We start from the raw sequence: 21079 nt of genomic DNA, 5'->3' as shown, positions 1-21079 counted from the left end.
CGGCGGCACTGACCGCCTAAACCACCAAGTCGAAGAATCACACGACGACGTCGTACACCACGTCCCTGGACTTGACCGTCGCATAACCCCGGGGTCGGCTGTGTTCAGCGGGGGCGTGTGGCCTCCGCTCAATTGGGTTTGAGTCCTTTACACTTGATGAAGTGCGCTCCGATGCGGCCGGTTAAACAAACGGCTTCGGGACCAGCGTTGGGGATGACCTCCGGGTCTGCGCTCTAGTCGAATGGCCCCGGCCTCGCCAACCTGGCTTGAGGCCGGGGTCTAACGATTGGGTCTCCCTTCCCGTGCGATTGCCAGACAGCCTTGCCGCCACCTCGATCCCTGAGAAATGGGACGAAACAGGGCCAAACCGGATCAGCTGCGGCCCGCACGAAAAGTATCGTCGAGCGAGTCAAGCGCGGTTGCGATGTCGTCAAGCTCGTCGTCGAAGAGATCCGCGTAGGTGTGTGCGGTCACGGTGATTGATGCGTGGCCCATTGCCTTTTGCAGGAGTCGCAAGTCGGCGCCGGCCCGTCGTGACAGCGATGCGTAGGTATGCCGTAGGTCATGCACACGCAAGTTGTCCCGGCCGATCTCAGTCACAGACTTCCGCCAGTTGACCGCACGCTTCCAGTTCTCCAGGCTCAGCCGGGAACCCTTCGGCGACGCGATCGCCGGCGCGCCACAGGGTCGTGCGTCGAGCCGCGCCTTAAGTGCCGGCATCAAGCGCTCGGGGATTGGGACAGAACGTCGGCCGGCTTGCGATTTCGGGTTCCCTTCAACGAGTTTGCCGCCGACTTGGGTCATCGACCGGCGAACACGGATTCGACGAGCGCCCAGGTCGACATCCTCGACATTGAGGCCGGTGAGTTCACCGAATCGTAGGCCTGTGTAAGCCAGGAGCAAGACGACGTCACCTTGAGCGCCGCATGTTTGGGCAAGTGTTGCGACTTCGCCGACGGTTAGATAGACGTGTGTGGCTTGCCGCATCGGTGGGAATTTGGTGCGTGATGCGGGGTTCTTGCCGAGGAGCTGGTCTTCCTCGACGGCGCGGTCAAGGGTCATCTTGAGGACCGAGTGCGTCCACCTCACGGTCCGCGGTCCGAGACCCGACGCTGACATGGCATTCACCCATCGTTGGATCGACTCGTGGTCGATTCTTGCGATCGGCCACGAACCAAACTGTGGCTCGATACGCAGCCTCCAGTTGTCTTCGTATCCGCGGCGGACTTTCGCGCTCAGGTCGGGTCGGGAGGCTAGCCACGATCGATAGACGTTGCGGAGCAGGATTTTGCCGCCGCGTGGGTCCACCCTGACGCCCGCGGCGCTGTCGGTGACGAGCCTTGCTTCGAACTGGCGCGCCTCCCGCTCTGTTCGGAAGCTCTTCTTGCGCTTCGAACGATCCGGTAGGCGCCATTGGACGTCATAACGCACGCCGTCCTTCGTCTCGCGGCGCTTTATGGCCAAGATTCCTCCGGAATGACGTTGGGGGAATTGAGGATCAGTGCCTGCAGCCAGCAGTGAGCGTGTGCAAGCTTGATCGTTAGCTCAAAATTTGCGGTTGTGCTAAGTCGTGGGTGAGGGCGAATCGCTCTACACCCGAGTCGATTCCAGCCAATCTTTGACGTCATCCAGTAACCATCGACGGTGCCGATCGCTAAGCCTGAGGTGATGTGGACCAGGCGCATCAATCCCACGTTCCCGCCTGGCCGCCCAATCATGCAGCGTTGAGACCGGAACTCCGGTCATTGCTCGAACTTCATGAGCGGTGAGCATGACCGACGCATTTTCTATAGTCATCGTCTCCAACCCCGTCTCCCGCCGTTGGTACTGGCCGGCAGGTCATACCGAGATCATGAGGCATAGTTCTCGATTCCCGCTACCAGCAGTGCGACATTCGATCGGAAATGCACCGTCGAGTGCGGTCAGGGGGTCGAATCTGCGAGACCGGCTTTAGGAGAGCGGTCAAGCCCTTCTGGTTGAGGTCCAGAAGGGGTGTCTGAGCTGGTCATATAGCGCCATCGCACACCAAGCGAAACCACCGCGTGCCGACCAGTGCAGATAGCGGGTTTCAGGCTGCTGTGGTACGGGTCTCGTTGGCATAAGTGTGTCGTAGCGCGTGAACGAGCGCACCCGACCGTTTCCCGGATCGGACAGGTGGTTGTGGTGAGTGGTGCGGATCGGTGCGGATGTGTTGCATTGGTGGGCAGTTGATTTGGCGACAGTGGGTGCGGACAAATGGGGACACAGATGATGTTGGTCAGGTTGGTAGAGCGCGACGATGGGTGTGTCCTATGGTTCCCACGTGGTGAACATCAATTCGAAATCGGCGGCGCGCAAGCGTGTCCGGGAGGCGCAGCATAAGGCCAACGAGGCACGTCTGGAGCGTGAGCGTCAAAATGTCGATGACGCTGCGTCGTTTCTCGTCGAGATTGGGCGGCTGGTCGCCGTCGACGAGTGGGAGCGCAACCGTATCCTCGAGATACGCGCAGAGGGGGAGCGGCGCCGTCACGAACACCGCCAGGCTGGCGCGACAGCGGTGGCCCGGATGCAAGGCCGTGGTGAAAGCCTCACTGCGATCGCTGAACTGGCGGGAGTCAAAGTCGGTGAGGTGCGCGCGGTGTTGAAGTCTGCCGACGCGCAGGCAGCGCCACGCGCGGATGCACTAGGCGCGGAAGGCAGCGCGGCGCGGGGCGCAGGAGAGGGCGCGGTGCCGGAAGCCGGCGGTGGCGCAGCCACCGACGCCGCGGCGCAAGCACTAGGTTCGGTAGACGCCGCCGCGCGAGAGGTCGGCGGTGGCGTGCCCAACAACGTGGCGGCACAAGCACTAGGTGCTGGTGCGCCGTGAACCGTCGACCGACGGTGTCGGTGAGGTCGTCAAGCGTCGGTGCACGTGCGAACGACTATGGGGGCGCTTTGTGGGTGGACCCGGTTGTGCATGCCAGCGGATGCCGCCGGTTCGACTCCTACGTCGTGCGGGGCCCCGGCGCAATCAACGCCCCGATCCACGAGTGCCCGAGGAAGTGGTCACCCTCTCGGCGGCGGCTGCCGGCCAACGTCATGATGTGGCCGGATGCCATCGGGAGCGGCGAGTCGATGAGGCGCGCGCACAACTCACTGCCGCGGCGGAATCGCGTGACTTTTGGGGTGATGATCTGAGCCCGGCATGTCCAGTTTTCCGCGGAAAACTGGCCTGTCGCTCGTCAATCGACGCAAGTCATGGACTCGCTGATGTGATTGACGGACCGGGAAGGCGCGAAAGACGGCATGCGATCTCCGGTTGGATCTGGGCAGTTTTCCGCGGAAAACTGGCGAGATGTAATGCACAATTCAGCGTGTCTGAGGGGCGGTCGTTCGGTCAGCGACGTATTTCCTGGCGGCCGGTTCCCGGAGTGGGCCGCAGCCGCGGCCCAAGCGCACCAAGGTCTTCTCCCCATGACTAAAGTTGTCACTGTTTTGAACCAAAAAGGCGGTGTCGGCAAGAGCACCGCGACCGTCAATCTGGCCGCCGTACGAGCCCAAAAACTGACCGCATATCTCGAGCCCGACGCGTTCTCGCCGGTGGCTGCGGTCTCGATAGACCCGCAGGGGTCGGCAAAATGGTGGGCCAACCGGGTCGACGCACTCCCCTTCCATCTTGTCCAAGCGCACGACGATCCCCTCGAATGGCTGCAGCAGCTCAACAACCTGCCCGGTATTGTCGAGGTCTACGTCGATACCGCCGGCTGGTTCGACCTCGACGCGGACTCCTCTCGAGATGGTCTAGGTGACGGATACTCCGCCGATGCACTGCGGACCGTCCTCGACGTCACCGCCGAAGCGATCGTCCCGGTGCTGCCGGCGCCGATGTGCTTCGACCCAACCGCGCGCACGATCCGTAAGCTTCTCGAACCGCGCAACATCCCCTACCGGGTCTTCATCAATGATTGGGACCCGCGCGATGGCGAACACTGGTTAAAGCAAACGCAGAAGTTCATTCGCGGACAGGGATGGCCCTTAGCCGAGACGGTAGTGCGGCACTACAAGATTCACACGAATGCCTGCAGCGAGGGCGTCGTGGTCACCCAGTACAAGAAGAGTGGCTCGGCGGCCAACGCGGCGGCTGACTTCTACAAGCTCGCCGACGAACTGAACATGGTAGGAGTCCGGTAATGGGGCGCGGTGGTGTCAAGACATTCGATGATCTCGTCGATGCTGTTGGCGACAACTCATCTGTTGACGGAAACGCGAAGATTCCCGTCGTCGCCCCACGGTCGGGCCTGTCGCGGTCGGTGGCTCTACGAGACCTGGTCGGCAACCCACACAACCCGCGCGATTCGGTCGGTGACCTCGACGAGTTGGCCTCCATCGTTGACTTCCAACTACAGCCCGTAGTTGTTGTCACCCGAGGAGCATTTCAAAACATCTACCCCGAGACCACGATTTCGGCGCGGTGGGTAGTAATCATCGGCAACCGGCGGTTGGCCGCCGCGCACAAGTTCGGCCGACCCGAGCTCGACATCGTGATCAAAGACGAACTCGCCAATGATCGCGCAACGCTGCTCACGGCTGTAATCTCCGAGAACGTCGACCGCTCGGGATTCGACGTGATCGAGGAAGCCAAAGCTGTCGAGAGGCTAGTGGGGGAGTACGGCAGCGCTGACGCCGCGGCCGAACATCTTCGTAAGAGCAAGACGTGGGTGTCACATCGGCGCGCGCTACTCAAACTGGCACCCGATCTTCAGGAAGCCACCCGCAGGGGCGATCTGGCGATTCGCGAAGCGCGTTCACTTGCCCAGGTTCCGCTCGCACAGCAGGTGGCCCGGTGGAAGGCCGCTCGCGGCCGGCGCAGTGAAGGGGCCAACACCGCCAATGAAACCGAAGACGGCAATTCGGATTCGGCGGCACGAGACGAACCAACGGCGCCGCCGCTGCGCTCGGTGACGCGGGCGCTTCGAAAGTTCGACGCGGATCCACGCGCCCTGGCGATAGCGTTGCGCGATCAACTTGGCGATAAAGGAGCCAGGACACTGGTCGGCCAGCTCAGGAAGTTGCTCACATAGCATCGCGAGGGTCAGTTTTCCGTGGAAAGCTGACCCATCCATCGAGGTGGCGTGGCATACTGCACGCTCAGCCACACTCAATTATGTTGGGCGTCAAGCGGTTTCGGTGGCACCGTTCGATATCGCAGGTGGTGGTTGTCGGCGTCAACACCGGCGAGCCGAAAGCCAAACGCACCCCACGGCAACGCTCACAGCTGGGAGCGCTGGGAGGCGTGAGCGGCGAAGTTGGTGCTGGTGATAGCCGCGTGGGCGCGGTTTAGGTGATACTGCCGGGTATGTCGCTCGATGAGGTGGTGGCTGAGGCTGGCCGTGTATTGGGCGATGCGCGCAGGCTTTTCGGGGCGGCGCCGATGATTAACGGGGGTTGGTCATCAACGTCGGGACTGGTGACGGGTCGCCAGGTTGTGGCAGGCGCGGGACAGGCCGCCGCCGCAGGCTGGGGTGGTGCGGCGGCCACCGGGTACGGCGTTGCCAACACTGGGCAGCTATTTTCCCTGGATCACACCATCGCCGCCGACGCGGGGACCGGCCCGCCGCTGACCGGCGTGGGAGAGGCTGCTGCCGCGGGTGGCGGGGGCATGGATGGGGTGATCACCGATACCCGTTCGGGGGTGGCCGCGATCGCTCCTGCCACCGGAACCCCGGCAGGCAAGCGGGAATTGGTGACGCATTTGCAAAGCCAGCTGGATCGGGCCAAGGCCCTGTTGCGCATCTGTGAGCGGCGCAATATGGAGCTGGCGGCGTTGATCGGGCGAGGTGCCGGCGGCTACGGCGCAGGGATGGGCGCGATGCCGATGGGCGCCGGCGCCATGACCGGTGGCATGCCGATGGGCGGCCTGGGCGCCGCCGGCGGGGGAGTGGGCAGCCCACTTTCTATCCCCGGCCTCGACACCGCCCTGTCCGGGCTTACCCGAAACCACCACCACACCAACCCCGAGCCGGATCAGGGATTGAACCTGGCCGCCGAGCCCGCAGGTCCAGGGGCCGACCGCGTCCGCGCGGCGATCCGCAAAGCCCTCGACATCGAAGGCGTTCATGATCCCGTAGCACGTGCCCGGTGGGAAGCCGGGATGATGCTGGTGGCTAAACGTGAATCCGGATACCGCAACGACGCCATAAACCACACCGATGCCAACGCGCAGAGGGGAGATCCCAGCGGAGGGTCGTTCCAATTCACCGGTGCAACGTTCCGGCAGTATCACCAGCCGGGCACAGCAAGTAGCCGATTCGACGACGTATCCGAAGCGTGCGCGTTCATCAACTACGCCCGCGGCCGCTATTGCGTCGCAGCTGACGCGTCGAATCTGGCAGCCAACATCCAGCAGGCCGATCCCACACGACCGCCGAAGGGTTACTGAGCGGCGAAGTTGGTGCTGGTGATAGCCGCGTGGGCGCGGTTTAGGTGATACTGCCGGGTATGTCGCTCGATGAGGTGGTGGCTGAGGCTGGCCGTGTATTGGGCGATGCGCGCAGGCTTTTCGGGGCGGCGCCGATGATTAACGGGGGTTGGTCATCAACGTCGGGACTGGTGACGGGTCGCCAGGTTGTGGCAGGCGCGGGACAGGCCGCCGCCGCAGGCTGGGGTGGTGCGGCGGCCACCGGGTACGGCGTTGCCAACACTGGGCAGCTATTTTCCCTGGATCACACCATCGCCGCCGACGCGGGGACCGGCCCGCCGCTGACCGGCGTGGGAGAGGCTGCTGCCGCGGGTGGCGGGGGCATGGATGGGGTGATCACCGATACCCGTTCGGGGGTGGCCGCGATCGCTCCTGCCACCGGAACCCCGGCAGGCAAGCGGGAATTGGTGACGCATTTGCAAAGCCAGCTGGATCGGGCCAAGGCCCTGTTGCGCATCTGTGAGCGGCGCAATATGGAGCTGGCGGCGTTGATCGGGCGAGGTGCCGGCGGCTACGGCGCAGGGATGGGCGCGATGCCGATGGGCGCCGGCGCCATGACCGGTGGCATGCCGATGGGCGGCCTGGGCGCCGCCGGCGGGGGAGTGGGCAGCCCACTTTCTATCCCCGGCCTCGACACCGCCCTGTCCGGGCTTACCCGAAACCACCACCACACCAACCCCGAACTCGCCGGTGACCACGACGCCGCGATCGCTGGGGGAGGGCCATTAGCGCGCATCGCGGTCAAAGCCGCACTAACCCGCTTGGGGTGCCCCTATGTCTGGGGGGCCAAGGGGCCCAACCAATTTGACTGCTCCGGCCTGGTTCACTGGTCCTACGCTCAGGCCGGCATCACCTTGGGTCCCGACACATACACCCAGATTCACCAGGGCGCCAAGGTAGCTCATGGAAACGTCGAAGCCGGAGACCTGATCTTTCCCGAAGCAGGGCACGTCATGCTCGCCATCAGCCCAACGCAGTGCGTAGAAGCCCAGCAATCCGGTGTGCCGGTCAGGATTTCGCCGATGCCAGCCTCGTACGTGGCGCGCCGGCCGATGGCGTAGCAGTTTCGGTCGAGGCCTGCGCGTCCCCGGCGGCGTCGCGGATGACGTCGCGATACTCGTGCAGCTCGGTCAGCGCCGACATGGTCTCGCTAAACGACTTTCCGCGCACGTGCGGCAGACTCGCGACAATGAGCGACTCTAACTGCAACAGTTGATCGTCGAGGTCGCGCAGCGTTGCCTTCGCCTGTGCACTGTTGCTGTGGCGCACCAGAATCTGTGCGCATATCGCAGATATCGCCGCTATCGCCTTAGCGATTCCCAAGGCCTGCAACGTGGTGCGCGGATCGGTCGACACCGACTCGAACGAGGGCTGCGCCGTGAGCGCCGCTGCCGGGCGCGGTTGGGTCTGCGGGATGGGCTCACCGCGGCGTAGCGCATCGAGGGTGCCGCGCGGCCACTGCAGGGCATCTTCGAACTTCACGCGGTTGATCCGATGAGGAAATGACTTGCCGCGCTCAAGCAACGCGGCCGTGTTCAGCGACACATTCGCCGCGTCAGCTAGCTCTCGCTGCGTTTCCAGCCCAACTTCGACTCGGCGGTCGGCAACGGCCTTGCCGACCCGCTCTAGCGGGCTCTCGCCAGGTGGAGTCGCCTTGGTGCTCACCGTGTCCTTCGCCATCGTCGCCGCCGTCGTCGACCGACGACCTCTCGGATACTTGCAAGTTAACTATAGAAGTTGACCACGTTCAGCCACGGTCGGACACGGGATCCCAACAGATGTGCCACGCGAGAGATGCACAGAAATAGCCTGTTTAAGGCAGAAAAGCATGGTTTCGCGCAGCAGATGCGCAGGGGTGCCAATACGCTGTACGCCCTTGAACTGTGTCGACTTACTCTGCCGAAACCTTCATCTGCACTGATGTTGCCTATCAGCGCATGAGCAGCTATAAACGTAGTCAGTACACAACATACACAATATGATGCACAGGTATAATTAGGAATGGAGAGCGCCGTGACCACCATCCGACCCTTGCGAGCCGACACCGGCCTGTGCGAGTACGAAGACCCCGACACCTGGTTCAGGGGATATAGCGGGGAGCGAGAGTCGGCAGCGATCTGCACCAACTGCCCCATCATCGTCGCCTGCGCCCAGAACGCCCTCAGATTTGGCGCTACCGATGGGGTGTGGGCGAGCGTGGCCATGCCCGGCGCCCGTGACGTCGCCGCCCTCAAGGCCGCTCGAGCGCAATTACGCGAGGTCATCGCCCGCTACCGAAACCAACCCCCAGCGCTACGGCTGCGGTCCCTGCAAATCCGTCAGGCCGTGCACTTCGCGGCCACCCAGCGCGACCTGCGCCGCCGACAAGCGGCTAAACCCGCGTCCAGGGCAAGTGCGACGCTAAGGGAGAAGGCCAGTGCCTAGCAGCAGCGCAGCCACCCGCGTCCTGCGCGACGACCTGCTCGCCCAACTCCGCATCGCGCAACGGCCCCTCACGACGGCACAGTTGCGCCTGCACGCGCCTGACGTGCCGGTCGCGGGGGTCGCGATATCCTGCGCCCCGATCCACGAGCAGATCTACCGGGTGCTGTGCGGCCTTGAGCGTCAAGGCCTGCTGACCCGCGGTGGCCGTGAAGGCCGCGAGGTCACCTGGACGGCGGCCGCCAACCCCGCCGACCGCGAAATCGCCGCCCTGGAAGCCGCTTTCAGCGCCTCGGACGGCCAGCCGGCGCCACGTTGAAAGGGCGCCATCCGATGATCACATGTCCCGTTCGAGCGGCGCTGACAGCTCGGGTGCCCGAACTGGCCAACGGCTCCGTCGAAATCATTGCGGTCGCACGCGAGCCCGGACTGTTGGCTAAAGTCGCGGTCCGATCACGTGTTCGCGGGATCAACGCGGTCGCCGTCTGTATCGGGTGGGGCGGCCTGCGTATCGCCGACGTCGAAAAGCGCCTCTGCGGCGAACATGTCAGCATCATCGCCTACGACAGCGACACTGCCAGGTACGTGATCAACGCACTGGGAATCAAGTCTGCGATCGCCGAAGTCATCAACCCTGAACAGCGCCGCATCCGCGTTTACGTCAACCCCGATGACTATGCGCGCGCACTAGGCAAGGTTGGTCACAACTTGCGCCTTGTCCGGCAGCTGACCTCCTGCAGCATTCACATCCGCACCGCCACTGGCGCAAATCGTGCCCCCATGGTTGCACCACCAGGCAGTTGCCCCCGATCCCAGTAACCGAAAGGCAACCCAATGAGCGCAAACACCCTGTATGACATCGAGCTGCGCGACTGGGACCGAGTCGAAATCCTATCTGCCACATCGCAAAGCGGCGCCTACGCGGCGCGTACCGAGGTCTCGTGGTCCAACCGGAAGATCTTCACCCCGACATTATTCGACTGCGGCACAACGACATGACCTCCCCCGATGCACGCTCGGCTGCGGCACGAAGACGGGTCGCTGAGCGTCGGCTGCGCCAGTTTATGGCTAACCACGGTTACCCCGACCCCGACTCGAGCCGATCGGAGCGCACAATATGGCACGGAGGACGCGGCCAGATCCACACCAGCCGGGTCTGTTCGACATCTTCGGCGGGGACGGTGGTGGTGACGAGCCCAGAGATACGCCAGATCGTGGCGGAGGCCTACGCGGGCCCGCTCGAGCTGCCCCCGCAGTGGAGCCCAGCCCAACGCGAGACATTCCTGGACAGCCAGGCGGCCAGGATCAGCTACCAGGTCGCCGAGCTGGCGGCCGAGATGGGCGCCCAGGCGGTAGGGGCGTGGACCCGCAGCCGCGGCGAGCATCCGGATTACCTGACCAAGGCAGGGATGCTGAACACCGCACGCAGCCAGGCGATGGAGATCGTGCTCAACAACGAGCTCTACGAGCAGATCCCGACCGAGGACGGCCAGCCCAGCAACCTGTGGGGGGAGCACAACGACCCAGCGCCCGATCGCAGTCAGGTGCCCTGGGATCAACGCTGGACCCGGCCCCAGTATCGCAGCGACCCCAGCCAGAACATCGAGGCGCTGATCGCGGATCTGTGGCCGGACCCGAATTACTCGGCGGTGTTTCGGATCAAGGCCGGATACCTGCTAGCCGCCCGGGCCGAGGATGGCCTGCCCCTACCGAGCGGCCCGGACGATCCGCTCACGAGCACGCTGGCTCAGATGGTCTACACCGATCTGCGCGACGACGGCATACCCGAGCGGTAAACGCCCAGCCCTCACTGTTCGATGAGGCCGATCAGCCCACCGATCCGCGCTCGATTGACCCCGGCGGCGCCCCGCTGCCGCGGCCGAACCCGCGCACACCAGCCCACCAGCCAATCGACCCGCCGGCGGGCACCGTACAAAGCCCGGCTGTATCAGACGAACCGACTCCGGCCGCCGAGCAGCGGATAGAAGAATTCACCAGCCCCACCGATTTTCCGGCAAGCCTCGACACCCTGGTGCCATCGGGGTCCAAAGCACGCATCCGCGCCAACATTGCCGCCGTCCAGCTGCTGCGCGCCCTGCAAGACGCGCAGCGGCCGGCCACCCCAGCCGAACAACGTGTCCTGGCCACCTGGTCAGGCTGGGGTGCGGTACCCCAGGTGTTCGACCCCCGCGCCAGCGACCTCACCGCCGAACGGGACACCCTGGCCGAGTTGCTCGATCGCGACCAATACCGCCAGGCAGAGGCCTCCATCCTCAACGCCCACTACACCGATCCCGCCATCGCCGCCGTGGTGTGGGAAGCACTAGGTCGGGCCGGGTTTAGCGGTGGCAAGGTCCTCGAACCAGGTTGCGGAGCAGGAACATTCATCGCTCACGCCCCCGATGAGGCAGTCATGGTTGGTGTGGAAAGTGACGCCACCACCGCAGCCATCGCCGCCCTGCTCTACCCATCGGCCCAGATCCGCCACGAAGGTTTCGAATCCACTCACGTCCCCGAAAACAGCTTCGCCGCCGCCGTCGGCAACGTCCCCTTCGGCCGCTACGCGGTCACCGACCCCGCCCACAACCCCGCCCGTCACTCCATCCATAACCACTTCATCGTCAAATCCCTCGCGCTGATTGCCCCCGGTGGATACGTGGCTGTGCTGACCAGCCGCTACACCCTGGATGCGGCGAAATCGGTCGCCCGGCGTGACATTTCGGCCAAAGCCGACCTCATCGGCGCGATCCGGCTCCCGTCGAAGGCGTTTACGCGGGTGGCCGGCACCGAGGTCGTCACCGACCTGCTCATCCTGCGCCGCCGCGATCCCCGAACCCCCTCCCCAGACGAACTGCCCGCCTGGATCAACACCGAAGCCATCGAACTCACCGACCCCGACACCGGCGCCGGCGAAACCCTGCACATCAACTCCCATTTCGTCGCCAACCCCCACAACGTGCTCGGCCAGATGCACCTGGGCCGCGGACTCAACGGCTCCCACCAACTCGTCGTGCGCGGCACCAGCGGCACCAGCGGCACCAGCGGCACCGAGCTCGCCGAGCAGCTGCACGACCGGCTACACCTGCTCATCGACTCGGCCATGAAGCACGGGCTCGGATTAACCGCCACGCCGGCTGAACTCACCGAGGTCTCCGCAGACGTCTTCGACCCCGGCCTGATCACCGCGGCCGACCGCGGTGAGGACACCCCGCTCTACACATTGCGCTACAGCGAGGCCAACCGCGGCATCGAATACTGGGCCGGACACCAATGGGAACCCCACAAAACCCCGAAAACGCTGCTAGCAGAAACCCGCGAACTCATCGGCCTGCGCGACGTCGCCGTCAGCCTCATCGCCTCCCAACGCGACGGCCAGCCCGCCGCCGAGCGCGACCAGCTCCGCGGACACCTCAACACCCTCTACGACAACTACGTGCGCCAGCATGGCCCCCTCAACCGGTTCACCTGGGTCTATCCCACCGTCACCCAAGAACGCCACGATCAGCGCTTGGCCGCCGCCGAAACCGCCTGGCGCACCGCCGAAGGCACCCCCGAGCGCCCCTACACCGGGCCCGTGCCCGACGACGTCGCCGCGCAATGGGACACCGAGGCCTCCGAAGCGCCCGCGCCCTACAAGAAGCGGCGTCACCTCGACGGCGGAATGCGCCACGACCCCGGATGGGCACTGGTCGCCTCATTGGAAATCTTCGACGAAGACACCGGCTCCGCCCAGAAATCGCCCATCTTTTCCACCGACCTGCTCACCCCGCCGCTGGAGCGCGCCACCGCCGACACCCCCGAAGAAGCGTTGGCGGTGTGCCTGGACCGCACCCAGCGCGTCGACGTCGACCTAATCGCCAACCTGCTAGAAGTCGAAGTCGACGACGCCCGTGACCTGATCGCTGGACTGGTCTATCCCAGCCTCGACGACCCCGACGAACTCGTCCCCGCCGTGAGTGCCCTGTCCGGCAACGTGCGCACCAAACTCGCCCGCGCGCTCGATGCGGCCGAAACCAACCCGATCTACAACGACTACGCCGCCGCCCTGCAACAGGTGCTGCCGCCCCAGCGTGAAGCCCAAGACATCAAAATGCGCCCCGGGGCACCGTGGATCCCGGCCCAAGTCGTCGCCGCCTTCGCCGAGAAAACATTCGACGCCACCGGTGTGGTCGCCGAACACATCGGCGGGCGCTGGGTCGTCGACGTTGCCTCCTACAAACGCCACGGCCGGCTGATGACCGACGAATGGGGAACCGACCGACGCGGCTGCGACGCGGTCAGCCTGCTCGAGGCCGCCTGCAACTCCAAAGCCGTCCTCGTCAACAACGACGACGGTGTCCTCGACCTGCAGGCCACCTTCGCCGCCCAAGCCAAAATGGCCAAAATCAGCGAGGAATTCACCCGCTGGCTGTGGTCTGACGAGACCCGCCGCGACACCCTGGTCGCCGAATACAACCGGCGCTTCAACTCGCGGCGCGCGCCTGCCTACGACGGCTCACACATGCGTTTTCCTGGCATGTCGGATCACTTCACGCCGCACTTCTACCAGCGCAACGCCGCCGCGCGCATCATCTCCGAGCCCGCCGTTCTCTTGGATCATGTTGTCGGAGCGGGCAAGACGGGAAGCATGGTCGCTGGAGCGCTGGAACTGCGGCGCCTGGGGTTGGTACGCCAACCCTGGCTCGTGGTACCCAATGCGATCACCGAACAAGTTGGCCGCGAAGCCCAACAGTGGTATCCGGCCGCCAAGATTCTGCTCGGCTCAGCGGCCACCACCGCTGATGGACGGCGCCGCTTCATCGCCCAAACCGCCTCAAGTGATTGGGATCTCGTTGTCATCCCGCAGTCGGCGTTCACCGCGATCAACGTCTCCACGGATATGCGCGTCGACTACATCGAAAACCAGCTCGATACATTGCGCGAACAACTCCAATCCGCCGAAGCCGACCGCAGCAAAAAGCGCATCGAACTCGCCATCAAAAGCGCCAAGGCGCGGCTAGAAAAACTTGTAGCCGCCAACACCAAAGACACTGGGTTGCGGTTTGAGGAATCCGGTTGTGACTATCTGATGATCGACGAGGCCGACACGTACAAGAACTTGGGCCGCACCTGCAACATTGAAGAATTATCGTGCCCCAACGCATCGCAACGTGCCGAGGACCTCGCCCTCAAACTCACCGTGTTGCGCCAGCGGCGCCGCGACGAGGCGCTGGCCAAAGGCATTCCCGCGCACCGGGTTGTCGAACGGGTCGCGACCTTCGCCACCGGCACACCGATCAGCAACTCATTAGGCGAGCTATGGGTCATGCAAACCTACTTGCGGCCAGACCTTTTAGAGCACGCCGGGGTCGCTGACCTGGGGGACTGGGGTGCGGCGTTTACCGCGACCACCACCACCATCGAGGTCAACACCACGGGCACTAAGCTGCGGCCCGTCACGCGAGTAGGGAAGTTCACCAACCTGCCCGCCCTGCTGGCGCTGTCCTCGGTCTACACCGACGTCGTCACCCGCGACCAAGTCCCCGTCGAGCTGCCGCCGCTTCGCACCGGGCAACGCCAAATCATCAGCTTGCACCCCGACATCGAAGTCGTCGACTTCATTACCGACTTGGGCTACCGCCTCGATCATCTCGACTCACGCAATCCCCGACGCGACAACCCACTCAAAATCAGCAACGACGGGCGCAACGTGTCGTTGGATCCACGGTTGGCCCACCTGCCCAAACCCCGACACAGCCGCGCCTGCGCAGTCGCCGACGCAGCCATGCGTGTCCATTACCGCCACGCGCATCGCGCCTATACCCATCCCGACACCGGCGCGCCGGCCGGCACCGGGGCACTGCAGATCATGTTCTGCGACCGCGGCACCCCATCCAAAGACCCCGCCCAGTTCACCATCTATCAGGCGATCAAAGACGAACTCGTGGCGCGCGGCATGCCCGCAGCCGCGATCCGCTTCGTCCACGAGGCAAAAAATCTTCAAGAGATCAAAACGCTGTTCGCCCAGTGCATTAGGGGAGACGTCTCAGTGCTGATCGGTAGCACCGAGAAAATCGGCGCCGGGGTCAACGTGCAAGCCCGAGCCGCCGCCCTGCATCACGTCGACGTGCCATGGCGCCCGCGCGACCTTGAACAACGCGAAGGCCGCATTCAGCGCCAAGGCAACCAAAACCTCGACGGCATCGACATCTTCATCTACGTCACCGAAGGCTCCTACGACACCGTCATGTGGCAAAAAGTCCAAGCCAAAACGCTGTTCATCGAACAGATGCGCCGCAACGAGGTCCTCGATATCGAGATCGACGACCTTTCCGGCGGTGACATCGGGACCGCCGCCGCAGAAACCAAGGCCATCGCCACCGGCGACCCGCGCTACATACACCAAGTTGAACTCGACGACACCGTCAAACGCCTCACCGCCCTGCAGCGCGCACACAGTCAATCGGTGCGCAACCGCGACTGGCAAGTCAGTGTGCTCGAGCGCGCGATTCCCAACAAACAACGCGCCATCGACGAGCTCACTCCATTCGCCAGGGCAGCCGCCGCGCATGCCTCCGCCGGCGGGCCACCACGGCTGACCGTCGCAGACACCACCTACACCGAGCGCGTCCCCGCCTCCCACGCACTGGCTGCGGCCTGCCGGCGCGCCTACACCGCCGGCAAAGACCGCGGCGCCAGCCGCTTCGAACCCATCGGCGCCACCATCTACGGCATCGACATCCTGGCCGCCCGCGACCTCACCCACGACCAACTGCTACTACGACTAGCCGTGCCGTCGCGCACCGCAGAAATCTCCGGCCTTGAACTGTTATCCACCGGCGCAGGTCCAGGCTCCGACGTCAACGGCCCCAAACAACTCGGACTGCTGCGCCGCGTGGAAAACCTCTACACCGGCCTACCCGAACACCACGCACGACTGCAGCACGAACGCGACCGCGACCAGGCCGCCCTCGACGACTTTGTAACCAACCCCCCAGCACCGTTCGAACACGCCGACGAACTGGCCACAAAAGACGCAGAACTTAAAGCCCTCACCCTCGAGCTGCGCATGGCCGCCCAAAGCCCCGAAGCCAAAGCCAAAGCCGCCGCGGCCGAACAACGCATGGCCGCCCGCGGCCGCAAACCCGGATGGAGCCTGCTCCTGAACCCCACACCGGCCCTGGTCGAAGAACTCGGCTACCCCAGCGCCGATGCCCTACGCAAAATTGTCCGCGCCCGAGAACGCCTCGCCCTCGAACAACACGACCACCAGCAAGGCCTCGCCGGTCCCGAGCACGACTTCTGAATATCCAAACCGGAAGTTAGACACTACATTCGAACGGTCCCTTGTGTGGCGCTGAAGTTCCCCGTGCCCTTTCATCGCGGCATATTCGAGCCGTCGCCACCGCATGCCGACACATGGCGAAACCTCGCAGCCTTTGTCGCGCGGCACAGCCCCGCGGTTTACTGTGCGGCATGCCCGAATCCGGACCTTCGGCTCAAGCCCAACAAGACATCCGCGCCGCGCAAGCCTTGCCCGACAATCTCGCCCGCCGCGAGCACGTCCATGCCGTCCAGCAACGCGCGCGGGCCCTCCTTCTGGATGCCACGAGCACGCCCGAACAAAAGTCCGCCGTCCGGCTCGATATCAGACAAGCGCGCGCACTCACTAGCGACCTGTGCACGCCGCGCACCCCAGCACCCCTGACCTGGATCGCAGCCCCAGCATTGAATAAAGCTGCGACGCCGCTCGTACGCCAGCACGTGCATGCCGGAGACCGAATGAACGAGCAGTTGGCCGATCCGGTCGCCGACGCCCCGCACACCACATGAGCACGAAGTCGGAGACGGCGATAGAAGCCGCACTGGATCTGGGTAATACTGGCCAGTATGTCGTCACTCGATGGACTGGTGGCCGAGACAGGTCGCGTGCTCAGTGATGCTCGCCGGCTTTTCGGCGCGGCGCCCCTCGAAGCGTCGTTGCCTTCGGCGCAGCAGTTGATGGCGGGCCGAGCAGCTGTAGCGCCAGTGGGGCAGGCCGCAGCTGCCAATTGGCAAGGCGAGGCAGCGACGACCTACGCTGCGACCAACGCCGATCAGGTCCATGCGTTAGACCGCACGGTAGCCGCCGATGGCCAAGTCAATCCGGCGCTGACCCATGCCGGACAGGCCGCCGCGGCGGGAGCACGAAGCATGGACAACCTGATCGCTCAGACCCGCGCGGGGGTTAGCGCACTGGCCCCCAGCACACGTAGCGCCGCAGGGCAGCAGCAACTCGCCAGCTTTTTGCAGGGTCAGCTCAACCAGGCGAAGGGATTGCTGCAAAACTTCCAGCAGCGCAACGCTGAAATAGCCGGCACCATCCAAAGCGCTGACTACGGGCGCCTTTCCGGTAGCCACGGCAAGGAGTCACCACCTGCTGCGCCGCTGGATTCGCGCACGTGGAAGCCGGGTGATAAGCGGCATATGCCCTATGACGCCGGCCCGGGTGGGATGGGCCCGCCCAACTTTCCTGATTCGCCGCCGTGGGTTGATATATGGGACCGGTCAGGAGCAGACGACCCCGACAAAGTTCCGCACTACTTTGTCAGATCCGATGAAATCCCCGGCTACAAGGTGTATCCGCCCGGAGCCCTAGGGCCACCAACGGTCGTCGACGAACGCGGCAATCCAGACCCATATGTCCAGTTGGGCCCAAACACAGGCGTGTGGGTACCGCAGTCGGCCTTTCCGGGAGCGAAAATCTATCCGCCTGGCTCTAACCCACTGCCACCCTACGGATACGACGAATGGTTACCAGGGTCCGGGATTTATATGTGGCACAGCGATTTAACCCCCGAACCGTACAACCCTTCCGGTCCTCTGGGGCCACCAACCTATCCGCAGGAAGGCCACTAACTACTAACTAGAAGCCACACCCGGGGGACGGCCTGCCAACAACGGGCGGCGTACAGCCCCCATGGCCCGTCGCGATGCAGATCTACCCCAAGGCCGGCGATCAACCTTCGCGCGTCAAAGTTCTGGCGGGAATTTTGACCGTGACCGTCGCCTAGGCCGATAAGTTGCCCTAGCGTTGGTGGAAAGTGCAGCGCTCGAAGGGATTTAACATTGGAACCAAAGGGGTGCAGCGCCCGGATCGCTGATAGAGGTGTCAGGTTGGCCTCGCGGGCGATGCCACTTGTCGAAGGCGACCAGTTCGCATCGCGTCGAATAAAGTGGATCGCCGACGAGCTGGCCAGCTTGCGCGACGGTATCCCCGCTAAGCTAGCCGACGATCCGGGCATCACGCACGCAGTCGTGCAAGACGTCGACATGAAGATTGCGGAAATCCAGGACGTACTTACTGCCAGCCGCAAGGCCGCTTCTTCGGCGCCACCGGTCAGATGATCGGCGCCCGCCCGGGTTGCAATAGCGCCCCGTGCGCCAGGCTGATTCGTCACCGTGACAATTTGACCCTGCTCTTGTCCAGGCTGGTCCTGCTAGAGGTGCGTCGGCTTTCGCGCGCGTATGTCGGTGTTGGCGGCTACTGCTTGTGCAGCCGGGGATTCCACTGCGGGGAAGGGGCGTGCGGCGAGAAGTATCGAGGAGGCGCAACCCGTGATGGGCCCGCTGCGAACCCGAAAGTCATTGCCGCCGATGGATATGCGCGCGGTGCTCGATGCTACCGATGTAGAGCACGCGATCGTTGCCGGTGGAGCTTGCAGCTAAGATCGCCGATTGGCTCGCCGGCTACGCTCACAGTCGCGAGGCTCCCCGGCTTAAGGCACTCCTGTGTGCCGTATCTCCGGACTGATTGACGCAGGTGTGCGAAGTTGCAGGACGCATCTGGTGCGGCGTGTCTTGAAAGAAAACAAAAGTCGACAAGCCGTGTGGACATGCTGGCGTAGCCGGTTTTTGGTGAATGTGGCGTTGTTGGTAGCGGCTAAAGCGACTCGGGACTTATCGTCCCGAACATGACGGGCTGGACCGATGTAGCGCTGTCCCAGGTGCTCGGCGGAGTATCCGAGGTATTGGGGTCACCCTTCCCTCAAAGCCCGGCGCCCGGCGGCCCGATGCCACTAGACCCGGCCCCAACGGCTCCGGTCACCTCACGCGATCAGCTCACCAAGCTCGACCGAGCCAAGCTCACTTACATGGGCATTAACCCGGATACGGCTCCGATGCCCGAAATCAACCAGGCGCTGGGCCGCGACCAACCCGCAGCGCCTCCGCCCCCGCCGCCCCCGCCGGAGTCGCCGGCGCCGACCTCCCCGGCGGGCACGCCACCGCCACCGGGACTGAGCGGGGCAGGGGCAGAAGCAGCCAAACGGCTCGACGAGGCACTGGCCAAAAATCATTCGGCGCTCAATGACGCTGACGACAAACTGGCCGACGCTCTGCTTAAAGCGTCGAGCTCTAGCGCTGATGGTCGTCAGCGGCTCCAAGCTTTGCAGCAAGACATCATCGACCAGGTCAACAAGCTGGGGTCATCGCTGGATACTGCGACCGGCCAACAGCAGCTGGCAGAGTTCTTGCAGGGAAAAACCGACGACATCCTCAACGTCCTGAAAAACGCTGGGCTGGACTCAGATTCACAAGCGCGGGTGTTGGATGGTCTCTCGGCGCGCTATCAGGCGTTGCAAGACAAGAAACCCGGCGATGACCCGCACACCAAGGGTTCGAGCGGCGACGGCACTGGCAGCGGCAACCCGGACTCAACCGGCACTACACCGGGTGGTGGTGCCGATTCTCCGGCCGGGACCGGTGACGGCACTGGCAGTGGCAATGACCCGCTACTGGACGGGCTGGCCTCAGATCCGTTGATGTCGCGGTTGGGCATGATGGGCGGGCCTGCGATGGGCGCTCTTGGCTCGCTGCCAGGTGCGCTCGGTTCAGCGATTCCCTCGCTCGGCGGAGGCGGTGGCGGCGGGCTGGGGGATTTGGGTTCGGCGATCGGTGGGGCGCTACGCGATGGCGGCCACGATCCGGACCAGGCCTCTGATGAGCACGTCGATTCGTTGAAAGACCCGTCCGGATCGCACACCGGTGACGACAAACCGCGAGATGGCACCCAGCCGGCCGGACTGCACGACCCAGGGGACAAAGCAGACAAAGGGGACAAGGCGGGGACAGAAAACGCTGGCAGCGGATCCACCCCGCCGCCGTCAGCGCCGGCAGCGCCAGGTCAGACGCCAACACCGTCGACTCAGGTCCAGCTGCCCGACCAATCGGTGCGAACCGCGGCCAATGGCGCACTCGCGCAGGCCGGACGCGCGGTGCTCTCCGGTGACAGCATCGACGACGCGTTTGCAGGGGCCAATCTTCAGTTGCCGCCGCTGGGTTCGCCGGTGAGTTCACCCATGGCACCCTCGCGGCTGCAATTCGGCGATGTGGGCCAATACACCGATCATCGGGTCATGGCTCTAGACAAAGACCATGTTTGGCTCAATGGCCAGGTCACGCCGATTGACCAGCTCGACACTGGCCCGAATTTCTTGGGGTGGACACGCGTGTCGGCCCCAACAGCGACAACGGTGACTTCGGCGGCCGTCGCCCCGGCACCGGCCGTGGCGCCCGCACCGGCGCCGCCGACCACTTAAGCGAACTTTTACTGCAACGTGAGGGAGTACCGTAATGACCGTGAATGAGCAGGCCTTGCAGGTCAACACCGATGACCTGATCCGATGGGCGATCGCCCACGAACGCGCCGCCGAGGCGTGCGGGCAGGCCCGTGCTGACCATGCCCGCACCGTGGCTGCGGCCGAATCGTGGGGACCGCTGTTTTACGAGGCGCGTCGTGCTGCAGTGGCCGCGGTCAACGACCGCGAGACCGCATTGCGCGACCAACAAGAGCGGCACGGGGCCATGGCGCAGCAGCTTCGCGCCGCCGCGGCGCGCATGGCGGAGATGAACGCTGACAACCGTGCCAATTTGACGATTTCCACGGATTAGCAACATGTCTGAAGCGCCGTCGACCGACTACGACACCGTGGTGTTCGAGGTCGCAAGCCGCGATGAGTCGATCGTGGTGGCGGTGGGCCGCAGCGGCAACTCGTTAGGCGTGGAGCTTCAGGCGGCGGCGATGCAGCTCAGCGACGCCGAACTGGCTAACCGCATCATCAAATTGAACACGCTGGCTCATTTACGCTCGCAGTTGGCGCTGCGTCAGGAGTGGGAGGCTCAACACGTGACCGTGTCCAGTGCGTTGCCCACCAAGGATCAGGTTGCCAGCTATGAGGCCCTGATCGATTTCTGAGAGAACTC

19 protein-coding genes and 1 pseudogene are annotated in these 21079 nt (G+C 64.2%); 17 read left to right on the top strand and 3 right to left on the bottom strand.

What is annotated here, in order from left to right:
- Positions 1 to 372: 372 nt before the first annotated feature.
- Together AWC17_RS33665 and AWC17_RS33660 are read right to left on the bottom strand one after the other, a co-directional pair.
- Positions 373 to 1062: a tyrosine-type recombinase/integrase gene (locus AWC17_RS33665; protein ID WP_231588713.1), complete on the bottom strand. Its 690-nt coding sequence runs from the start codon at positions 1060 to 1062 to the stop codon at positions 373 to 375.
- 66 nt (positions 1063 to 1128) lie between these two features.
- Positions 1129 to 1308 (bottom strand): annotated as a pseudogene (locus AWC17_RS33660) (tyrosine-type recombinase/integrase); the annotation flags it as partial.
- Positions 1309 to 2302: 994 nt separating this feature from the next.
- On the opposite strand from AWC17_RS33660, the gene AWC17_RS33140 reads away from it, so the two are divergent.
- From AWC17_RS33140 to AWC17_RS33905, 5 genes are all read left to right on the top strand, one after another.
- Entirely contained in the window at positions 2303 to 2845 is a 543-nt protein-coding gene (locus AWC17_RS33140) for a hypothetical protein (RefSeq protein WP_174814220.1), read from the top strand.
- Positions 2846 to 3432: 587 nt separating this feature from the next.
- On the top strand, positions 3433 to 4149 hold the full coding sequence (locus AWC17_RS24865; protein ID WP_007172118.1) for a ParA family protein: 717 nt from the start codon (positions 3433 to 3435) through the stop codon (positions 4147 to 4149).
- Positions 4149 to 5039 carry a ParB/RepB/Spo0J family partition protein gene (locus AWC17_RS24860; RefSeq protein WP_007172119.1) on the top strand — a complete coding sequence of 297 codons (891 nt, stop codon included), beginning with the start codon at positions 4149 to 4151 and terminating at the stop codon, positions 5037 to 5039. The genes AWC17_RS24865 and AWC17_RS24860 overlap by 1 nt, the downstream gene beginning before the upstream one ends.
- Before the next feature lie 275 nt (positions 5040 to 5314).
- A complete protein-coding gene (locus AWC17_RS24855) occupies positions 5315 to 6397 on the top strand; it encodes a hypothetical protein (protein ID WP_075630248.1) in 1083 nt (360 codons plus the stop codon).
- A 59-nt stretch (positions 6398 to 6456) separates the two neighbouring features.
- Positions 6457 to 7497, top strand: a complete 1041-nt coding sequence (locus AWC17_RS33905; RefSeq protein ID WP_051445829.1) for a C40 family peptidase — start codon at positions 6457 to 6459, stop codon at positions 7495 to 7497.
- On the opposite strand, the gene AWC17_RS24845 is transcribed toward AWC17_RS33905, so the two are convergent.
- Positions 7445 to 8116: a helix-turn-helix transcriptional regulator gene (locus AWC17_RS24845; protein WP_007172122.1), complete on the bottom strand. Its 672-nt coding sequence runs from the start codon at positions 8114 to 8116 to the stop codon at positions 7445 to 7447. The genes AWC17_RS33905 and AWC17_RS24845 overlap by 53 nt on opposite strands.
- Before the next feature lie 333 nt (positions 8117 to 8449).
- On the opposite strand from AWC17_RS24845, the gene AWC17_RS24840 reads away from it, so the two are divergent.
- The 12 genes from AWC17_RS24840 (at position 8450) to AWC17_RS24790 (ending at position 21071) form a co-directional block, all read left to right on the top strand.
- On the top strand, positions 8450 to 8860 hold the full coding sequence (locus AWC17_RS24840; protein ID WP_072501167.1) for a WhiB family transcriptional regulator: 411 nt from the start codon (positions 8450 to 8452) through the stop codon (positions 8858 to 8860).
- Complete coding sequence (locus AWC17_RS24835; protein ID WP_007172124.1) at positions 8853 to 9176, top strand: hypothetical protein; 324 nt, start codon at positions 8853 to 8855, stop codon at positions 9174 to 9176. The genes AWC17_RS24840 and AWC17_RS24835 overlap by 8 nt, the downstream gene beginning before the upstream one ends.
- A gap of 14 nt (positions 9177 to 9190) precedes the next feature.
- Positions 9191 to 9676, top strand: a complete 486-nt coding sequence (locus tag AWC17_RS24830; RefSeq protein WP_046184891.1) for a hypothetical protein — start codon at positions 9191 to 9193, stop codon at positions 9674 to 9676.
- 15 nt (positions 9677 to 9691) lie between these two features.
- The gene (locus AWC17_RS32865) at positions 9692 to 9856 is read left to right on the top strand and encodes a hypothetical protein (protein ID WP_007172126.1); all 165 of its coding nucleotides are present in this window, start codon (positions 9692 to 9694) and stop codon (positions 9854 to 9856) included.
- A 188-nt stretch (positions 9857 to 10044) separates the two neighbouring features.
- Complete coding sequence (locus tag AWC17_RS24825) at positions 10045 to 10653, top strand: hypothetical protein (protein ID WP_033717261.1); 609 nt, start codon at positions 10045 to 10047, stop codon at positions 10651 to 10653.
- Between the two features lie 236 nt (positions 10654 to 10889).
- Positions 10890 to 16142 (top strand): hypothetical protein, encoded by a 5253-nt coding sequence (locus tag AWC17_RS24820; RefSeq protein ID WP_007172128.1) that lies wholly within the window; start codon positions 10890 to 10892, stop codon positions 16140 to 16142.
- A gap of 170 nt (positions 16143 to 16312) precedes the next feature.
- A complete protein-coding gene (locus AWC17_RS32225; RefSeq protein ID WP_132160395.1) occupies positions 16313 to 16669 on the top strand; it encodes a hypothetical protein in 357 nt (118 codons plus the stop codon).
- A gap of 57 nt (positions 16670 to 16726) precedes the next feature.
- Positions 16727 to 17734, top strand: a complete 1008-nt coding sequence (locus AWC17_RS24810) for a DUF4226 domain-containing protein (RefSeq protein ID WP_007172130.1) — start codon at positions 16727 to 16729, stop codon at positions 17732 to 17734.
- Positions 17735 to 18007: 273 nt separating this feature from the next.
- Positions 18008 to 18223 (top strand): hypothetical protein, encoded by a 216-nt coding sequence (locus AWC17_RS24805; protein WP_007172131.1) that lies wholly within the window; start codon positions 18008 to 18010, stop codon positions 18221 to 18223.
- Between the two features lie 566 nt (positions 18224 to 18789).
- Positions 18790 to 20415: a DUF4226 domain-containing protein gene (locus AWC17_RS24800; protein ID WP_047324037.1), complete on the top strand. Its 1626-nt coding sequence runs from the start codon at positions 18790 to 18792 to the stop codon at positions 20413 to 20415.
- A gap of 34 nt (positions 20416 to 20449) precedes the next feature.
- Positions 20450 to 20767, top strand: a complete 318-nt coding sequence (locus AWC17_RS24795; protein WP_007172134.1) for a type VII secretion target — start codon at positions 20450 to 20452, stop codon at positions 20765 to 20767.
- A 4-nt stretch (positions 20768 to 20771) separates the two neighbouring features.
- Complete coding sequence (locus AWC17_RS24790; protein WP_007172135.1) at positions 20772 to 21071, top strand: DUF2694 family protein; 300 nt, start codon at positions 20772 to 20774, stop codon at positions 21069 to 21071.
- Positions 21072 to 21079: the final 8 nt, after the last annotated feature.

The organism is Mycobacterium nebraskense (genome assembly GCF_002102255.1).
Lineage (GTDB): Bacteria > Actinomycetota > Actinomycetes > Mycobacteriales > Mycobacteriaceae > Mycobacterium > Mycobacterium nebraskense.
Note: the sequence above shows the minus strand (reverse complement) of the source record. Positions and strands in the feature narration are given on the sequence as shown.